General features: G+C 66.8%; 15 protein-coding genes and 1 pseudogene. 12 read left to right on the top strand and 4 right to left on the bottom strand.

What is annotated here, in order from left to right:
- The first annotated feature begins 126 nt into the window (after positions 1-126).
- Genes EP380_RS06775 through EP380_RS06765 form a run of 3 tightly spaced genes read left to right on the top strand, consistent with a single transcriptional unit; the run spans position 127 to position 3112 of the window.
- The gene (locus EP380_RS06775; protein WP_106573259.1) at positions 127-717 is read left to right on the top strand and encodes a shikimate kinase; all 591 of its coding nucleotides are present in this window, start codon (positions 127-129) and stop codon (positions 715-717) included.
- Entirely contained in the window at positions 714-1847 is a 1134-nt protein-coding gene (gene aroB / locus EP380_RS06770) for a 3-dehydroquinate synthase (protein ID WP_238719765.1), read from the top strand. Before EP380_RS06775 ends, aroB begins: the two co-directional genes overlap by 4 nt.
- Positions 1844-3112, top strand: a complete 1269-nt coding sequence (locus EP380_RS06765) for an HlyC/CorC family transporter (RefSeq protein ID WP_106573258.1) — start codon at positions 1844-1846, stop codon at positions 3110-3112. The genes aroB and EP380_RS06765 overlap by 4 nt, the downstream gene beginning before the upstream one ends.
- Positions 3113-3123: 11 nt before the next feature.
- Here EP380_RS06765 and EP380_RS06760 read toward each other — a convergent pair whose 3' ends face one another.
- Positions 3124-3426, bottom strand: coding sequence for a BolA family protein (locus EP380_RS06760; protein WP_106573257.1), 303 nt, complete (start codon positions 3424-3426; stop codon positions 3124-3126).
- A gap of 118 nt (positions 3427-3544) precedes the next feature.
- Between EP380_RS06760 and EP380_RS06755 the strand changes: the two genes are divergently transcribed.
- The 4 genes from EP380_RS06755 to EP380_RS06740 all read left to right on the top strand — a co-directional run bounded on the left by EP380_RS06755 (position 3545) and on the right by EP380_RS06740 (position 8174).
- Positions 3545-4159 carry a J domain-containing protein gene (locus EP380_RS06755; RefSeq protein ID WP_106573256.1) on the top strand — a complete coding sequence of 205 codons (615 nt, stop codon included), beginning with the start codon at positions 3545-3547 and terminating at the stop codon, positions 4157-4159.
- An 83-nt stretch (positions 4160-4242) separates the two neighbouring features.
- Positions 4243-5229, top strand: coding sequence for a cobaltochelatase subunit CobS (gene cobS / locus EP380_RS06750; protein WP_106573322.1), 987 nt, complete (start codon positions 4243-4245; stop codon positions 5227-5229).
- A 12-nt stretch (positions 5230-5241) separates the two neighbouring features.
- Complete coding sequence (cobT, locus tag EP380_RS06745) at positions 5242-7146, top strand: cobaltochelatase subunit CobT (RefSeq protein ID WP_127597607.1); 1905 nt, start codon at positions 5242-5244, stop codon at positions 7144-7146.
- A gap of 62 nt (positions 7147-7208) precedes the next feature.
- Positions 7209-8174, top strand: coding sequence for an esterase-like activity of phytase family protein (locus tag EP380_RS06740; RefSeq protein WP_238719764.1), 966 nt, complete (start codon positions 7209-7211; stop codon positions 8172-8174).
- Positions 8175-8212: 38 nt separating this feature from the next.
- Here EP380_RS06740 and EP380_RS06735 read toward each other — a convergent pair whose 3' ends face one another.
- Together EP380_RS06735 and rpmB are read right to left on the bottom strand one after the other, a co-directional pair.
- Entirely contained in the window at positions 8213-8833 is a 621-nt protein-coding gene (locus tag EP380_RS06735) for a queuosine precursor transporter (RefSeq protein ID WP_127597605.1), read from the bottom strand.
- Between the two features lie 94 nt (positions 8834-8927).
- Positions 8928-9227 (bottom strand): 50S ribosomal protein L28, encoded by a 300-nt coding sequence (rpmB, locus tag EP380_RS06730; protein WP_106573252.1) that lies wholly within the window; start codon positions 9225-9227, stop codon positions 8928-8930.
- Between the two features lie 350 nt (positions 9228-9577).
- Here rpmB and EP380_RS06725 point away from each other — a divergent pair, with 350 nt between their 5' ends.
- The 3 genes and pseudogenes from EP380_RS06725 (at position 9578) to EP380_RS06715 (ending at position 11419) form a co-directional block, all read left to right on the top strand.
- Entirely contained in the window at positions 9578-10282 is a 705-nt protein-coding gene (locus tag EP380_RS06725) for a DUF3108 domain-containing protein (protein WP_127597603.1), read from the top strand.
- 157 nt (positions 10283-10439) lie between these two features.
- Positions 10440-10754, top strand: a pseudogene (locus EP380_RS06720) (EamA family transporter); the annotation flags it as partial.
- Complete coding sequence (locus tag EP380_RS06715; protein WP_127597599.1) at positions 10751-11419, top strand: lysoplasmalogenase family protein; 669 nt, start codon at positions 10751-10753, stop codon at positions 11417-11419. The pseudogene EP380_RS06720 and the gene EP380_RS06715, both read left to right, overlap by 4 nt.
- 9 nt (positions 11420-11428) lie before the next feature.
- Here EP380_RS06715 and gloB read toward each other — a convergent pair whose 3' ends face one another.
- A complete protein-coding gene (gene gloB / locus EP380_RS06710) occupies positions 11429-12196 on the bottom strand; it encodes a hydroxyacylglutathione hydrolase (RefSeq protein ID WP_127597597.1) in 768 nt (255 codons plus the stop codon).
- 107 nt (positions 12197-12303) lie between these two features.
- Between gloB and EP380_RS06705 the strand changes: the two genes are divergently transcribed.
- Both EP380_RS06705 and EP380_RS06700 read left to right on the top strand, forming a co-directional pair.
- On the top strand, positions 12304-13086 hold the full coding sequence (locus EP380_RS06705) for a class I SAM-dependent methyltransferase (protein WP_127597595.1): 783 nt from the start codon (positions 12304-12306) through the stop codon (positions 13084-13086).
- Between the two features lie 4 nt (positions 13087-13090).
- Positions 13091-14173 (top strand): NAD(P)H-dependent flavin oxidoreductase, encoded by a 1083-nt coding sequence (locus EP380_RS06700; RefSeq protein ID WP_106573631.1) that lies wholly within the window; start codon positions 13091-13093, stop codon positions 14171-14173.
- Positions 14174-14282 lie beyond the last annotated feature (109 nt).

Genomic DNA, 14282 nt, shown 5'->3' with positions numbered 1-14282 from the left:
AATACTGTGCCCGCCCGCCTACTTATGCTTTGGCAAGGGGGCGAATTCAACCCCGGCGCAGATGCGCACAACCGCTTGACGCCTTCACGGTTTTCATGTGCATACGCGCGGCGAAGGAACTGTTTCATGACGACCGCGCCGAATGCCGTCGAAACCAGGCTGCGAGAGCTGCTCGGCAAGAAGACGATTGTTTTCACAGGGCTGATGGGCGCGGGCAAGACGGCTATCGGGCGAAAGGTCGCGCAGATGCTCGATCTGCCGTTCATCGACAGCGATCACGAGATCGAGGCCGTGTCGCGCCTGTCGGTGGCCGATCTGTTCGCGCTTTATGGCGAAAGCGAATTCCGCTCACTCGAACGCAGGGTGATCGCACGGCTGCTCGACGAGGGCGGGCGCGTCGTGTCAACGGGCGGCGGCGCTTTCATGAACGCGCAGACACGACAGGCGATCGCGGAGCGCGCGGTGTCGATCTGGCTCAAGGCGGATCTGGACGTGTTGATGGAACGGGTCATGAAAAACCGGCACCGTCCGCTGCTGAAAAACGCCGATCCGAGGGCCGTGATGGACCGACTGATGGCGGAGCGCTACCCGGTCTATGCCTTGGCCGACGTCACCGTCCAGTCGCGCGACGAACCGAAGGATGTGATCGCGCAGGAAGCGCTTGTCGCGCTGCTGCGGCATCTGGAAGCCGGAAAGGACAAGGAGGGCGCGCAATGATGCAGGACGCCGCGAACATGCCGGTTACGCGCGTCGAGGTCGGTCTCGGCGCGCGCGCCTACGACATTCTGATCGGCCCCGGGCTGGTCGCGCGGGCCGGTGACGAGATCGCGCGCCGGACGGCCGGCGTGCGCTGCGCGGTGGTTACCGACAAAAACGTCGCCGCCGTCCATCTCGATGCGCTTGCCGACAGCCTTGCCCGAGCCGGGATAGACCAGAGCGTCATCACGCTCGATCCAGGCGAGAAAACCAAGAGTTTCGGACCGTTCGAGCAGGTCGTCGACGCCTTGCTGGAGGCCCGCCTCGAGCGCGGCGACCTGGTGATCGCGCTCGGCGGCGGCGTGATCGGCGACCTGGCCGGCTTCGCCGCCGGCGTCGTGCGGCGCGGGATGGGCTTTGTCCAGGTGCCGACCTCGCTGCTGGCGCAGGTCGATTCCTCCGTCGGCGGCAAAACGGGCATCAACACCGCCCGCGGCAAGAACCTGGTCGGCGTGTTCCACCAGCCGCGCCTGGTGCTTGCCGACACGGCCGTGCTCGACACGCTGCCGGCGCGCGAATTCCGTGCCGGCTATGCCGAGATGGTCAAATACGGGCTGATCGACCGGCCAGGCTTTTTCGACTGGCTGGAAGAAAACTGGCGCGCGGTGTTTTCGGGCGGTGCGGCGCGGGCCGAGGCGATCGCGGAATCGTGCCGGGCCAAGGCGGCGATCGTGGCCCGCGACGAGACCGAGGCGGGCGAGCGCGCGCTGCTCAATCTCGGCCACACGTTCGGTCACGCGCTCGAGGCCGCCACCGGGTATGACGGCGAAAGACTGGTGCACGGCGAGGGCGTCGCGATCGGCATGACGCTGGCGCATCGCTTCTCGGTACGGCTCAACCAGTGCAGCGCCGACGCCGCCGCCAGGGTGGAGGCGCATCTGGCGGCCGTCGGCCTGCCGACGCGCATGGCCGATATTTCCGGGCAGCTTCCGGACGCCGAGACATTGCTCGCCTATATTATGCAGGACAAGAAGGTCTCGCGCGGCGCGCTGACCTTCGTCCTGACCCGCGGCATCGGCCAGTCCTACATCGCCAAGGACGTGCCGGCTGCGGAAGTGCTGTCCTTTCTCAGGGAGAACCATCCGGGATGACATCCGAATTGTGGGTGACTGGTGCCGTCATCCTTTTCCTGATCATGCTGTCCTTTTTGTTTTCGGGCAGCGAAACCGGCATGACGGCGGCCTCGAAGGCGCGGCTGCATTCGCTCGCGGCCGGAGGCCATGTCCGCGCCGGGATCGTCGAAAAGCTGATCGAGCGCAAGGACCGCCTGGTGGGCGCGCTGCTGATCGGCAACAATCTGGTCAACATCCTGGCCTCGGCGCTGACGACCAGCCTTTTTCTCAGGCTGTTCGGCGAGGCCGGCGTGGTCTACGCCACGCTGATCATGACGGCGATGCTGGTGATCTTCGCGGAAATCCTGCCGAAATCGCTGGCGCTGTTCCGGCCCGAGCAATTCGCGCTGACGGTGTCGCCGTTCGCGCGCGCCGTGGTTTTCGTGTTCGGCCCGGTGTCCTCCGCGGCCAATGTCGTCGTGCGCGGCATCCTGGTGCTTTTCGGCATCAACCTGGCCCGGGACGCGCCGATGGTGTCGGCGCACGACGAATTGCGCGGCACGGTCGAGGTGCTGCATCGCGAGGGCGCCTTCATCAAGCAGGAGCGCGACCGGGTCGGCGGGCTGCTGGATCTCGCCGAGCTCGAAGTCTCCGACGTGATGATCCATCGCACCGGCATGCGGCTCGTCAATGCCGACGATCCGCCGGACGTGGTGGTGCGCGAGATCCTGCAAAGCCCCTACACGCGCATTCCGGTCTACCGGCAGTCGACCGACAACATCGTCGGCGTGGTCCACGCCAAGGATCTCCTGCGCGCCCTGCACGATGTCGACAACGACCCGCGGCGTGTCGACATCCTCAAAGTGGCGAGCAAACCCTGGTTCGTTCCGGACACCACGACGCTGCACGACCAGCTCAACGCCTTCCTGCGCAAGAAGGCGCATGTGGCGATCGTGGTCGACGAATATGGCGAGGTCGAGGGGCTGGTGACGCTGGAGGACATCATCGAGGAGATCGTCGGCGAGATCGCCGACGAGCACGATGTCGACGTTCAGGGCGTCAAGCAGGAGGCGGACGGCTCGGTCGTGGTCGACGGGTCGGTGCCGATCCGCGACCTGAACCGCGCGCTCGACTGGAACCTGCCGGACGAGGAGGCGACGACGATCGCCGGGCTGGTGATCCACGAGGCGCAGTCGATCCCTGAGGAAAAACAGGCCTTCACCTTCCACGGCAAACGCTTCATCGTCATGAAGCGCAACAAGAACCGGATCGTGAAGCTGCGGGTGCGCGAGGCCGAGAAATAGCGCTCGTTGCGTCAGCGCCGGGTCTTTTCTCCCGGCGCGGTCGGCTCGATGGCGAGCGCGTGCAGGCCGGCGCGCAGTTCCTCGGCCAGCGCCTCGTTGACGGCGCGGTGGCGCTCGACCCGGCTCATGCCGGCGAAAACTTCCGACACGATGCGGATGCGGAAATGGGTTTCGCCGCTGCCGTCGAAGACGGCCTCGTGGCCGCCGTCGAGATGGTGATGGCCGGCATGAAGATGGCTTTCGTTGAGGACGTCCAGGCTTTCGGGCGAAAACCGTGCGCGCAGCTTGGTCTCGATCGCTGATTGAAGGCTCATGCGGGGTCTCCTGTGCGGCCGGTTTCGGGCCGGAATGCGCAAATCACCGGGGTAGGGGCAACCTTGCGCAAATGTCAATTCTTGTTTCCGGGGCCGAAGCCACCATAATCGGGCAGGTATGAAACTGGATTCGAAACTCTTTGACCGCATTCGCGTCCGCCCCGATCCCGAGGCGGAGGTGAAGTCGGCTGCGCCGCGCTGTCAGTGGGACGGCTGTGGCGAGGCCGGCCTGCACCGCGCGCCGGTCGGGCGTCTGCGCGAGGGCGAGTATTTCTGTTTCTGCCTGGATCACGTGCGCCAGTACAACAAGGGCTACAATTATTTCTCCGGCCTCGCCGACAGCGAAGTCGCGCGCTATCAGAAAGAGGCGCTGACCGGCCACCGCCCGACCTGGGCGATGGGCGCGAAATCCGCCTCCCGGTCGAGCCCCGATATCGCCGACAAGCGGTCCGGTCGGGCCGGTTACTATCGGCGGGTGCGCGATCCGTTCAACCTTTTCGGCGATGCCGAGCCGTCGCGGCCGCGCGTGCGCAAGGCCAAGCCGCTTGAGGCCAAGGCGCTGGAAACGCTTGGGCTTGACGAGAAAGCGACTGGCGCGGACATCAAGGCGCGCTATAAAGAACTCGTAAAGCGCCACCATCCGGATGCGAATGGCGGCGACCGGGGTTCGGAAGACCGGTTCCGCGACGTGATCCAGGCCTACCGGGTGCTCAAACAATCCGGTTTCTGTTGAAGCCAAGGTCTGGTAAGCACTGCCCCCGAATTCGTGAGAAACAAACGGCGACGCCCGAAGGCTTGCGGCGCGCTGGAGGCATGATGAACAAGATCGATCGCGACATCGCCAATCTTCCCGATACGACCATCTCGGTGAAGGACACGTTCGGCTTTTCCTCGGACATGGTCGTGCCCGCCTATTCGGCCGCCGATCAGCACGTCCCCGACGTGGATCCCGACTATCTCTTCGACCGGGACACCACGCTCGCCATCCTGGCCGGCTTCGCCTTCAACCGCCGCGTCATGATCTCGGGCTATCACGGCACCGGCAAGTCGACCCATATCGAGCAGGTCGCGGCCCGCCTCAACTGGCCGTGCGTGCGCGTCAATCTCGACAGCCATGTCAGCCGTATCGATCTCGTCGGCAAGGACGCGATCGTGCTCAAGGACGGCAAGCAGGTGACGGAGTTCCGCGACGGCATCCTGCCTTGGGCCTACCAGCACAATGTCGCCCTGTGTTTCGACGAATACGACGCCGGCCGCCCGGACGTGATGTTCGTCATCCAGCGCGTGCTGGAATCGTCGGGGCGCCTGACCCTGCTCGACCAGAGCCGCGTCATCCGGCCGCATCCGGCCTTTCGCCTGTTCGCGACCGCCAACACGGTCGGCCTCGGCGATACGACCGGGCTCTATCACGGCACGCAGCAGATCAACCAGGCGCAGATGGACCGCTGGTCGATCGTCACAACGCTCAACTATCTGCCGCACGACAACGAGGTCGAGATCGTGCTGGCCAAGGCCAAGCACTATCGCAACGACAAGGGCCGCGACATCGTCAACAAGATGGTGCGGGTGGCCGACATGACACGCTCGGCCTTCATGAACGGCGACCTGGCGACGGTGATGAGCCCGCGCACGGTGATCACCTGGGCCGAAAACGCCGAGATCTTCGGCGATGTCGGCCATGCCTTCCGGCTCACCTTCCTCAACAAGTGCGACGAGCTGGAGCGGGCTCTCGTGGCCGAGTTCTACCAGCGCGCCTTCGGCGAGGAGCTGAAGGAATCGGCCGCCAACGTGGTTTTGGGGTGATACGGAACACGCATGGCGGGTCCAGGCGACAATCAGCGCAGCGGCAAACCCAGGACGGCGGGCGAGGCGGAAGCCTTCAAGCGCGCCGTGTCGGTGTGCATGCGCGCCATTTCGGGGGACGGTGAGCTCGAGGTCGCGTTCGCAAAGGACAAGCCGGCGCTCGCCGGCCACCGGGCGCGCCTGCCCGACCTGACCAAGCGACCGACGGCGAACGAGCTGTCGGTAACGCGGGGTATCGGCGATTCGATGGCGCTTCGGCGCGCCTGCCACGACAATGCCGTGCACACCCGGCTGGCGCCCGAAGGCAAGCAGGCGCGCGCCGTGTTCGACGCCGTCGAGCAGGCCCGGGTCGAGGCGATCGGCGCGCGCGCGATGACCGGCGTCGGCGACAATCTGGCGCTGATGCTGGAGGACAAATATTCCAAGGCCAATCTGGGGGCCGTGGCCGAGCAGGCCGATGCGCCGATCGAGGAGGCGATCGCGCTGATGGTGCGCGAGAAACTGACCGGCCGGGCGGCACCGCGCAGCGGCGAACGGCTGGTCGATCTGTGGCGCGACTGGATCGAGGACAAGGCCGGCGCCGATATCGAGCGGCTTGCCGGCGACCTGGAAGACCAGACGGCATTCGCCCGCACGGTGCGCGACATGCTGGTGTCGATGGAAATGGCCGAGGAACTGGGCGACGAGGAGGAAACCCAGGAGAGCGAGGACAACGAGGAACCGCCCGAGGGCGAGGACCAGAGCGAGGAAGGCGACGACCAGGATCAGGGCAGCGAGGATTCGCAGTCCGACGACAGCGAGGCCTCAGACGAGGACCAGGAGGCGGGCGAAAGCGAAGCGACCGACGCCACCTCCGAAGACCTGTCCGATGAGGATGTCGACGACGCCGAGACGCCCGGCGAGGCGAAGCGTCCGGACCTGCCCTACACGTCGCTTCCGCCGGATTTCGACTACAAGGTGTTCACCACGTCCTTCGACGAGACGATCGGCGCGGAGGAGCTGTGCGAGGAGGAGGAGCTTGAGCGGCTGCGCGCCTTCCTCGACAAGCAACTCGCCAATCTGCAGGGCGTGGTCGGCCGGCTCGCCAACCGCCTGCAGCGCCGGCTGATGGCGCAGCAGAACCGGTCCTGGGATTTCGACCTGGAGGAAGGCTATCTCGACACGGCGCGGCTGATGCGCGTGGTGATCGATCCGATGCAGCCGCTGTCGTTCAAGCAGGAGCGCGACACCAATTTCCGCGACACGGTGGTCACGCTGGTGCTGGACAATTCCGGCTCCATGCGCGGGCGCCCGATCACGGTGGCGGCGACCTGCGCCGACATTCTCGCGCGCACGCTCGAGCGGTGCGGCGTTTCGGTCGAAATCCTCGGCTTCACCACGCGGGCCTGGAAAGGCGGGCAGGCGCGCGAGAAATGGCTGAAGGACGGCAAGCCCGCCAATCCGGGCCGGCTCAACGATCTGCGCCACATCGTCTACAAATCCGCCGACGCGCCATGGCGGCGCGCGCGCCGCAATCTCGGCCTGATGATGCGCGAGGGGCTGCTGAAGGAAAACATCGACGGCGAGGCGCTCTTGTGGGCGCATAACCGCCTGATCGGCCGGCGCGAGCAGCGTCGCATCCTGATGATGATTTCCGACGGCGCGCCGGTCGACGATTCCACCTTGTCGGTCAATCCGGGCAATTATCTCGAACGGCACCTGCGCGCCGTGATCGAGATGATCGAGACGCGCTCGCCGGTCGAACTGATCGCGATCGGCATCGGGCACGACGTGACGCGCTATTACCGCCGCGCCGTCACCATCGTCGACGCCGAGGAACTTGCCGGCGCCATGACCGAGCAGCTTGCCGCGCTGTTCGAGGAGGAAAACGGTCAGGGCGATCGCCGTGGCGGGGCCGCGATGCGGCGGGCGGGCTGACGGTCTTGGCCAGGCGCGGGCTTCGGGCGGTCCGGTTCGCGGCCGGTCTCGCGATCGTCGGCTTGGCGTTTCCCGTCGACGTGCGGGCGCAGCCGGCGCCGGTGGAGCGGGCCGAGATCAGTGCGCGGCCGATCCATCAATTCAAGCTCGGTTCCGGCGAAACCCGTTTCGGTTCGCTCGAATTCGTCGGCGGGCTGGAGCTCGGCTCGGGCTCCTGGAATTTCGGCGCCATGTCGGCGATCCGTTTCCTCGACCCGGGCCAGCGTTTCGTCGGTGTGACCGATACCGGCTTCTGGTATTTCGGCCGCCTCGTTCGGGATGAGGCGGGCCGTCCCTCCGGTTTCGCCGATTTCACCCTGCAGCAGATGGTGGACGACCAGGGCGATGTCATCGGCCGCAAATGGACCACCGACGCCGAGGGGCTGGCCGTAAACGGCGACGAGGCGACGGTCGGCTTCGAGCGCGCGCACCGCATCTCGGTGTTCCGGCTGACGCCGAAGGACATGAAGGGCCCGCTGCGCGATCTCGACTTTCTGGTGCCGGCCCACGAGCTGCGGCGCAATCGCGGTTTCGAAACCGTGCTCTATGCGCCGGCCGAGGGGCGGCATGAGGGCGCGCGCATCGTCATTTCCGAAAAGAGCCTCGACAGGAAAGGCGACATCTTCGGCGCGATCCTCGAAGGACCGACCAAGGGTATTTTCACTGTCCGGCGCAGCGGCGATTTCGACATCACCGACGGCGCCTTCCTGCCGGACGGCGATCTGTTGCTGTTGGAGCGCAGCTACTCGGTCGCCAAAGGTGTGGCGATCCGGCTGAAACGCATCGAGGGCGACAGCATCGGCAAGGGCAAGGTGGCCGACGGCCCCGTGCTGCTCGAAGCCGATATGGGCTACCAGATCGACAATATGGAAGGGCTCGACGTGTGGCGGCGCGCCGACGGCGCCGTCATGGTGTCGCTGATTTCCGACGACAACCACTCCATCCTGCAGCGCAATCTCTACCTGGAATTCCGCCTGCACGAGGAGTGACGGGCGGCGCGTTTCGCGCGCGCGTGCCCCGTGTCGGCCTATCTGGCCGCTGGGACGGGCTTCAGCACCGAAAGCAGCGCGCCGTAAGGCGCCAGCATGACAAGCCCGACGCCGATCTTGACGGCGAAATCGCCTACCGCCAGCGACACCCATAGCGGCACCTGCCAGCCCAGAAAGGCGACGGGAAAGGCAAGCGACCCGTCCTCCATGCCGAACAGGGCGTCGAGGCCTGCGAAAGCCCCGGCAAAGGCGATCGAGAAGAACAGCACCGTGTCGAGCATCGAGCCGAGCACGGTTGAGACGAACGGCGCCTGCCACCAGGCGTTCTTGCGCAGCCGGTCGAAGACCGCGACGTCGAAGAACTGGGCGGCCAGGAAGGCGCTGCCCGACGCGATCGCGATGCGCGGCGTCGCGAGCCAGATCGACAGCGCGACGGCGAGCACGAAGCCCGCAAGCACCACCTTGCGGGCGGCGAGCGGGCCGAAGCGTCGGTTGGTCAGATCGTTGACCAGAAAGGCGACGGGATAGGTGAAGGCGCCCCAGGTGAGAATCTCCTCGAGCCCGAAATGGGCGAAGGGAAACTGAACCAGATAGTTGGAGGCGGCGACGACAGCGGTCATCGCGAGCACGAAAGGGGCAATGGAGGTCATGCGGGTCATTTTTTTAGCCTGGGTGATGGAACCAGTGGGCGCCGTGGCGGCTTGCGTCACGGCGCCCAAGTAAGGCGGTTGTCCCCCGCCTGGAAAAATTAGCTCAGGCCGATGCCGGCGCCTCGTCGAGCTTCTTGACGATCTGCTTCTTCAGCAGGCGCGCCTTGGGCGACAGTTCGGTGGTGTCGGCCTTGAGCAGGAAGGCGTCCAGCCCGCCGCGATGCTCGACTGTGCGCAGCGCACTCGCCGACACGCGCAGGCGCACGTTGCGGTTCAGCGCTTCCGACATCAGCGTCACGTTGACGAGATTGGGCAGGAAACGGCGACGCGTCTTGTTGTTGGCGTGGCTTACATTGTTGCCGTAGAGCACGGACTTGGTGGTCAGTTCGCAAGCGCGGGACATAATTCGTACCTTCGGTTCGACACCGGCCAAAATCCAAACCGCACCATCATCATGGCGCGCGGACGTTTCAGGGCGGCCTCTCGGAAAAGTCGGCCTCCCATAGTGGCATTTGCACGGATCGTCAAGCGTTGGCGCGCGTGTGGTGCGATTACCGCTCCGTTTACCCAAAACCCACGCGGCCATTCACAGATAGGCCCGATTCGTGATGTTTGGACATATAGGGGGATGCGGGCCGTTCGTCTTGGTCGAGTTGCGGAGTGTGTGATTTGCGTCCCAAGATCTTTTTGTTGCCGATCCTTGCCGCCGCCCTTTCGTGCGCGGCCCCTGCGCGCGCGGAAAAAGCGCATTCGATGCGTGTCGAGCAGATCGTGACGATCTACGGCGTGGTGATCGCGCGTTCGAGTTTTTCGTCCTCGGTCAGCCGGGACAGCTTCAAGGTAGAAGGGCGCGTGTCGAGCGCCGGGCTGGCCCGGGTGTTCGACGACACCCGGGGTAGCGTCACCGCGATGGGGCATTTCGACAACGACAGGGCGCGTCCGAAGGGGTACGTGGCCGATTATGAAAGCGGCAAGAAGAAGAAACGCACCCAGATTTCGTTCGCCGACGGGCGGGTCCACAAGGCGGTGAACGCGCCGCCGGTCGACACGAAGCGCGACGACTGGGTTCCGCACGGTGCGACGGCCCTGGTCGACGTCGCCGATCCGCTGTCGGCCACGCTCGTGCCGGCGGACCGCGAGGCCGATGTGTGCAACCGCACCATCAGCGTCTTCGACGGCGCGCTGCGGGCCGACCTGCGCCTGTCGCCTGCCGGGCGGGGCACGCTGTCGGCGCAAGGCTACGAGGGCGGCACCGTGGTGTGCCGGGCGCAGTTCGTCCCGGTTTCGGGTTATCGCCGCGACAACCGCTCGCTGCGCTATATTCGCGACAAGAGCCAGATCCGCATCGCCTTCGCGCAGATCGGCGCCACCGGCGTCTACGCGCCCGTCGGCGTCACGGCCAAGACCAAGGTCGGCACACTCACGCTGGAAACGAAGCGCTTCGAGCTCCTGGACTAGCGAGGATGGCGATCTGGGCTTGCCATTGGCGGGCGGAGACGGATAGGTCCGGTCCCGCCGGCGCGGCGCTGGCGTCGCGGCGTGCGGGAGGAGACAGGCAATGGGGCGGGCGACCCTGATCGGATTTTCGGCCGAGGTGATGCGGGCGCTGCCGGCGCTCGAGCGGACGGTATGGCCCGAAAGCGCGGTAAAGTGGCTGGCCGTCGCCGGTCTCGGCCTGATGCCGGTCGGCGGCGCGTTCTACGCCTGGGATCACGGGGTTAAACGCGGCAATATTCAGGTTCTGGGCGCGGCGCGTTATGCTGCTCCGCTCTTGTCGACCCTGGTGTTGATCATGTTCTGTTTTGCCGACCCGACCTGGCGTATCGCCGCCGCCTGCCTGCTGATCACCGCCGGTGCGGCGCTTGCGGCCAAAAATCTCTTCTTGCGCCGCATGGACGGGGCGGTTGCCGCGGGAGGCGGCGCAAGATGATGCCGTTCGATGGTGGATTGGTCGGCACGGCCAACGGCACGCTCGTCCTGTCGGTTGCGGCGGCCGCGCTCTATCTGCCGACGACGGCGCGGCCGGCGTCCTGGCGGCGCCTGGCCGCCAAGACGGCCGGCGTGGCGCTGCTGGCGGTGCTGTCCCTGGCCGTCGGCGGGCCGTGGCTTCTCACGCTCGCCCTGGTGCTGAGCGCGCTCGGCGACGCCTGCCTGGCGCGGGAGGGCGAAGGCGCCTTCATGGCCGGCCTGGCCTCGTTTCTGGGCGTGCACCTGGCCTATGCGGTGCTGTTTGCCGGCGCGGGCAGTGCGGCGCTGTTCGCCGGAGAGCCCTGGCGGCCGCTGGTGGCGCTCGGCCTGGCGGCGTTCGCGGGTCTGTTCTACAAACGCCTGCACCCGGTCCTGCCGGCCGCACTGGTGGTGCCGGTCGCCGTCTATGTCCTTGCGATCCTGGCGATGGGGGTCGCGGCGCTGTTTCTGCCCGCGCCGCTGGTGATCGTCGGCGCGGTGTTGTTCATGGCGTCCGACGCCATCCTGGGGGCGGAACGTTTCCTGCTTGCCGAGGCGTCCGCCCACCGGCTTTGGAGCAGGCCGGCCGTCTGGGTGCTTTATTATGCAGGCCAGCTCGCGATCGTACTCGGCGTGCTGCTCGCCTGACCCGTCCGATCAGAAGATATCTTTGCGCTTGCGGATTTCGGCGAAGACGGCTTCGTCGCTGGCGGTCTCCATGCCGAGATTGCGGCGGATGACGGGATCGTGCGCGCGCAGGAACGGATTGGTCGCCATCTCCTCGATCAGGGTCGTGGGTAATGTCGCCTGGTTGGCGGCGCGCCTGGACTGGATGAGGGCGGCGCGTTCCTTGAGCGCGGAATTGCTCGGATCGACCGAAAGCGCGAAGCGCGCATTGGCTTCGGTATATTCGTGGCCGCAGTAGATCACCGTTTCCAGCGGCAGGGCCGCGAGTTTCTTCAGGGAGGCGAACATGTCGGGCGGCTTGCATTCGAACAGCCGCCCGCAGCCGAGCGCAAACAGCGTGTCGCCGGTGAAGACGACGCCCGATCGGGTGAAGTGGTAGCAGACATGGCCGGCGGTATGGCCCGGCGTCGAGATCACGTCGACCTCGTCCGTGCCGAAGGCGAAGCGGTCGCCGTCCCCCACGGTCTCGTCGATGCCCGGAATCCTGTCCGCCTCGGACCGGGGCCCGACGATCTTCAGGCCGAAACGCTTCTTGAGATCGAGATTGCCGGCGACGTGATCGCCGTGGTGATGCGTGACCAGCAGCACGGTCGGTGTCCAGCCCGTGCGGTCGACCGCCTCCAGGATCGGCACGGTCTCGGGCGCATCGATGATGGCGGTCTCGCCGCTTGCGGGGTCGTGCGCGAGCACGCCGAAATTGTCGCTGCGGCACATGAACTGTTCGATTTCCAGGGCCATGGGCATCCTCGCTTTCTGCGGCCGGACGATAAGCCGGACGGCATGGAGCTGTCACCCCGTCGCACGGATTTCTTGCCGTGCCGGCCGGGCGCGGATACCGTCCGGCCATGTATTCGGACATCGTCGATCTCAGGTCTTTCTACGCATCGGTGCTCGGGCGCTTGGCCGAGCGCTCGATCGCCATGGCGTTGTCGAGCGTGTGGGCCAACATCCCCAATGAGCGCCTGGTCGGTCTCGGTTATGCCGTGCCCTGGCTGGAGCGGTTCGGGGCCGACGCGGAACGGGTGTTCGCCTTCATGCCGGCAACGCAGGGGGCGGTGACCTGGCCGCCCAACGGCCCGTCCGCGACGGCGCTGGTGTTCGACGAGGAGTTGCCGCTGTTCGATTCCTCCATCGATCGCGTCTTGATGGTGCATTCGCTGGAACATGCGGAAAACCCGCGCGAGACGCTGATGGAGCTGTGGCGGGTATTGGCGCCCGGCGGGCGGCTGGTCATCGTGGTTCCCAATCGGCGCGGGGTGTGGGCGCGCTTCGAGCACACGCCCTTCGGCACCGGGCGGCCCTGGTCGCGCGGCCAGCTGACCAGCCTGTTGCGCGAGACCAATTTCACGCCGGGGCAGTGGAGCGAGGCGCTGTTCTTTCCGCCGTCGCGCCGGCGCTGGATGCTCAGGTTCCATCGCCTGATCGAGCAGACCGGGCGGCGGCTGTCGCCGATCTTTTCCGGCGTGACGATCGTGGAGGCGCAGAAGCGTCTCTATCAGGGACTGCCGGTCGCGCAGCGCAGCTCGCGGCGCGTCTTCGTGCCGGTGCTGTCCCCGCAGGGCGCCACCCGCACCATGGCGCAGACAAGGATGCGCGGCGTCCGGCGCGAGGGAGTGGAGGAGGGGTAGGCCGATGTGGTCCGACAATCGCGTTCTTGAGCTTATCGGCATCGAGGTGCCGATCCTGCAGGCGCCGATGGCCGGCTCGTCCGGCGCCGAACTCGCCATCGCGGTCAGCACCGCGGGCGGGCTCGGGTCGCTGCCCTGCGCCCTGCTCGGGCCCGAACGGATCCGCGCCGAATACGGCGCATTCCGGCAGCAAACCGATCGGCCAGTGAACCTCAATTTCTTCTGCCATGCCACACCCGCGCCCGACGCGGCGCGTGAAGCGGGCTGGCGCGCGCGGCTTGCGGCCTATTATGCGGAACTCGATCTCGATCCCGACCAGGTCCCACCGGGAGGCGGGCGCGTCCCCTTCGACGAGGCGGGGTGCGCGCTCGTGGAAGAGTGCCGTCCGCAGGTGGTCAGCTTTCATTTCGGCCTGCCCGAGCCGGCGCTCGTGGAGCGGGTGAAAAAAACCGGCGCCCGCATCATCGCCTCCGCCACAACGGTCGCCGAAGCCCGCTGGCTGGAAGGCCGTGGCTGCGACGCGATCATCGCCCAGGGCGCGGAGGCGGGCGGCCATCGCGGCCTTTTCTTAACCGACGACGTCGCCGCCCAGCCCGGCACGATGGCGCTGGTGCCGCAGGTGGTCGATGCCGTTGCGGTGCCGGTGATCGCCGCCGGCGGGATCGCCGATCCGCGCGGCGTCGCGGCCGCCTTCATGCTGGGGGCGGCGGCGGTGCAGATCGGAACCGGCTACCTGCAATGCCCCGAGGCGTTGACGGCGCCGGGCCATCGGGCCGCGCTCGCGGCGGCGCGCGACGATGAGACCGTGCTGACCAACGTGTTCACCGGCCGGCCGGCGCGCGGGCTGGTCAACCGGATCGTGCGCGAGGTCGGGCCGCTCAGCGCCGAGGCGCCCGCCTTTCCGCTGGCGAGCGCGGCCGTCGGGCCGTTGCGGGCGCGGGCGGAAAAGGCCGGTTCGCGCGACTTCTCGCCTTTGTGGGCCGGCCAGGCCGCAGCACTCGGCCGGGTCATGCCGGCCGGCGAGCTGACCCGGTGGCTTGGCGCTGCGGCGCAGGCGCTCCTGGCGCAAGGCGCCCGCGCGCGCTGACCGGCCGCCGGGCCTGCCGTACCGGGCCGCTTTCTTCATGCATGTTTTCGACCGCGGGACGATACGGGCGCGACGCGTTGCGGCCCCGCGGCGCGTCCCCGCCAGCCGC

The sequence above is a fragment of the Nitratireductor alexandrii genome (assembly GCF_004000215.1).
GTDB classification, from domain to species: Bacteria; Pseudomonadota; Alphaproteobacteria; order Rhizobiales; family Rhizobiaceae; genus Mangrovimarina; species Mangrovimarina alexandrii.
Note: the sequence above shows the minus strand (reverse complement) of the source record. Positions and strands in the feature narration are given on the sequence as shown.

What these genes read in the sequence shown, in the direction of transcription:
- EP380_RS06775 (WP_106573259.1), top strand. Translation starts at nt 127, where the DNA reads ATGACGACCGCGCCGAATGCCGTCGAAACCAGGCTGCGAGAGCTGCTC.
- aroB (WP_238719765.1), top strand. Translation starts at nt 714, where the DNA reads ATGATGCAGGACGCCGCGAACATGCCGGTTACGCGCGTCGAGGTCGGT.
- EP380_RS06765 (WP_106573258.1), top strand. Translation starts at nt 1,844, where the DNA reads ATGACATCCGAATTGTGGGTGACTGGTGCCGTCATCCTTTTCCTGATC.
- EP380_RS06760 (WP_106573257.1), bottom strand. Translation starts at nt 3,426, where the DNA reads ATGAGCCTTCAATCAGCGATCGAGACCAAGCTGCGCGCACGGTTTTCG.
- EP380_RS06755 (WP_106573256.1), top strand. Translation starts at nt 3,545, where the DNA reads ATGAAACTGGATTCGAAACTCTTTGACCGCATTCGCGTCCGCCCCGAT.
- cobS (WP_106573322.1), top strand. Translation starts at nt 4,243, where the DNA reads ATGAACAAGATCGATCGCGACATCGCCAATCTTCCCGATACGACCATC.
- cobT (WP_127597607.1), top strand. Translation starts at nt 5,242, where the DNA reads ATGGCGGGTCCAGGCGACAATCAGCGCAGCGGCAAACCCAGGACGGCG.
- EP380_RS06735 (WP_127597605.1), bottom strand. Translation starts at nt 8,833, where the DNA reads ATGACCCGCATGACCTCCATTGCCCCTTTCGTGCTCGCGATGACCGCT.
- rpmB (WP_106573252.1), bottom strand. Translation starts at nt 9,227, where the DNA reads ATGTCCCGCGCTTGCGAACTGACCACCAAGTCCGTGCTCTACGGCAAC.
- EP380_RS06725 (WP_127597603.1), top strand. Translation starts at nt 9,578, where the DNA reads ATGCGTGTCGAGCAGATCGTGACGATCTACGGCGTGGTGATCGCGCGT.
- EP380_RS06715 (WP_127597599.1), top strand. Translation starts at nt 10,751, where the DNA reads ATGATGCCGTTCGATGGTGGATTGGTCGGCACGGCCAACGGCACGCTC.
- gloB (WP_127597597.1), bottom strand. Translation starts at nt 12,196, where the DNA reads ATGGCCCTGGAAATCGAACAGTTCATGTGCCGCAGCGACAATTTCGGC.
- EP380_RS06705 (WP_127597595.1), top strand. Translation starts at nt 12,304, where the DNA reads ATGTATTCGGACATCGTCGATCTCAGGTCTTTCTACGCATCGGTGCTC.
- EP380_RS06700 (WP_106573631.1), top strand. Translation starts at nt 13,091, where the DNA reads ATGTGGTCCGACAATCGCGTTCTTGAGCTTATCGGCATCGAGGTGCCG.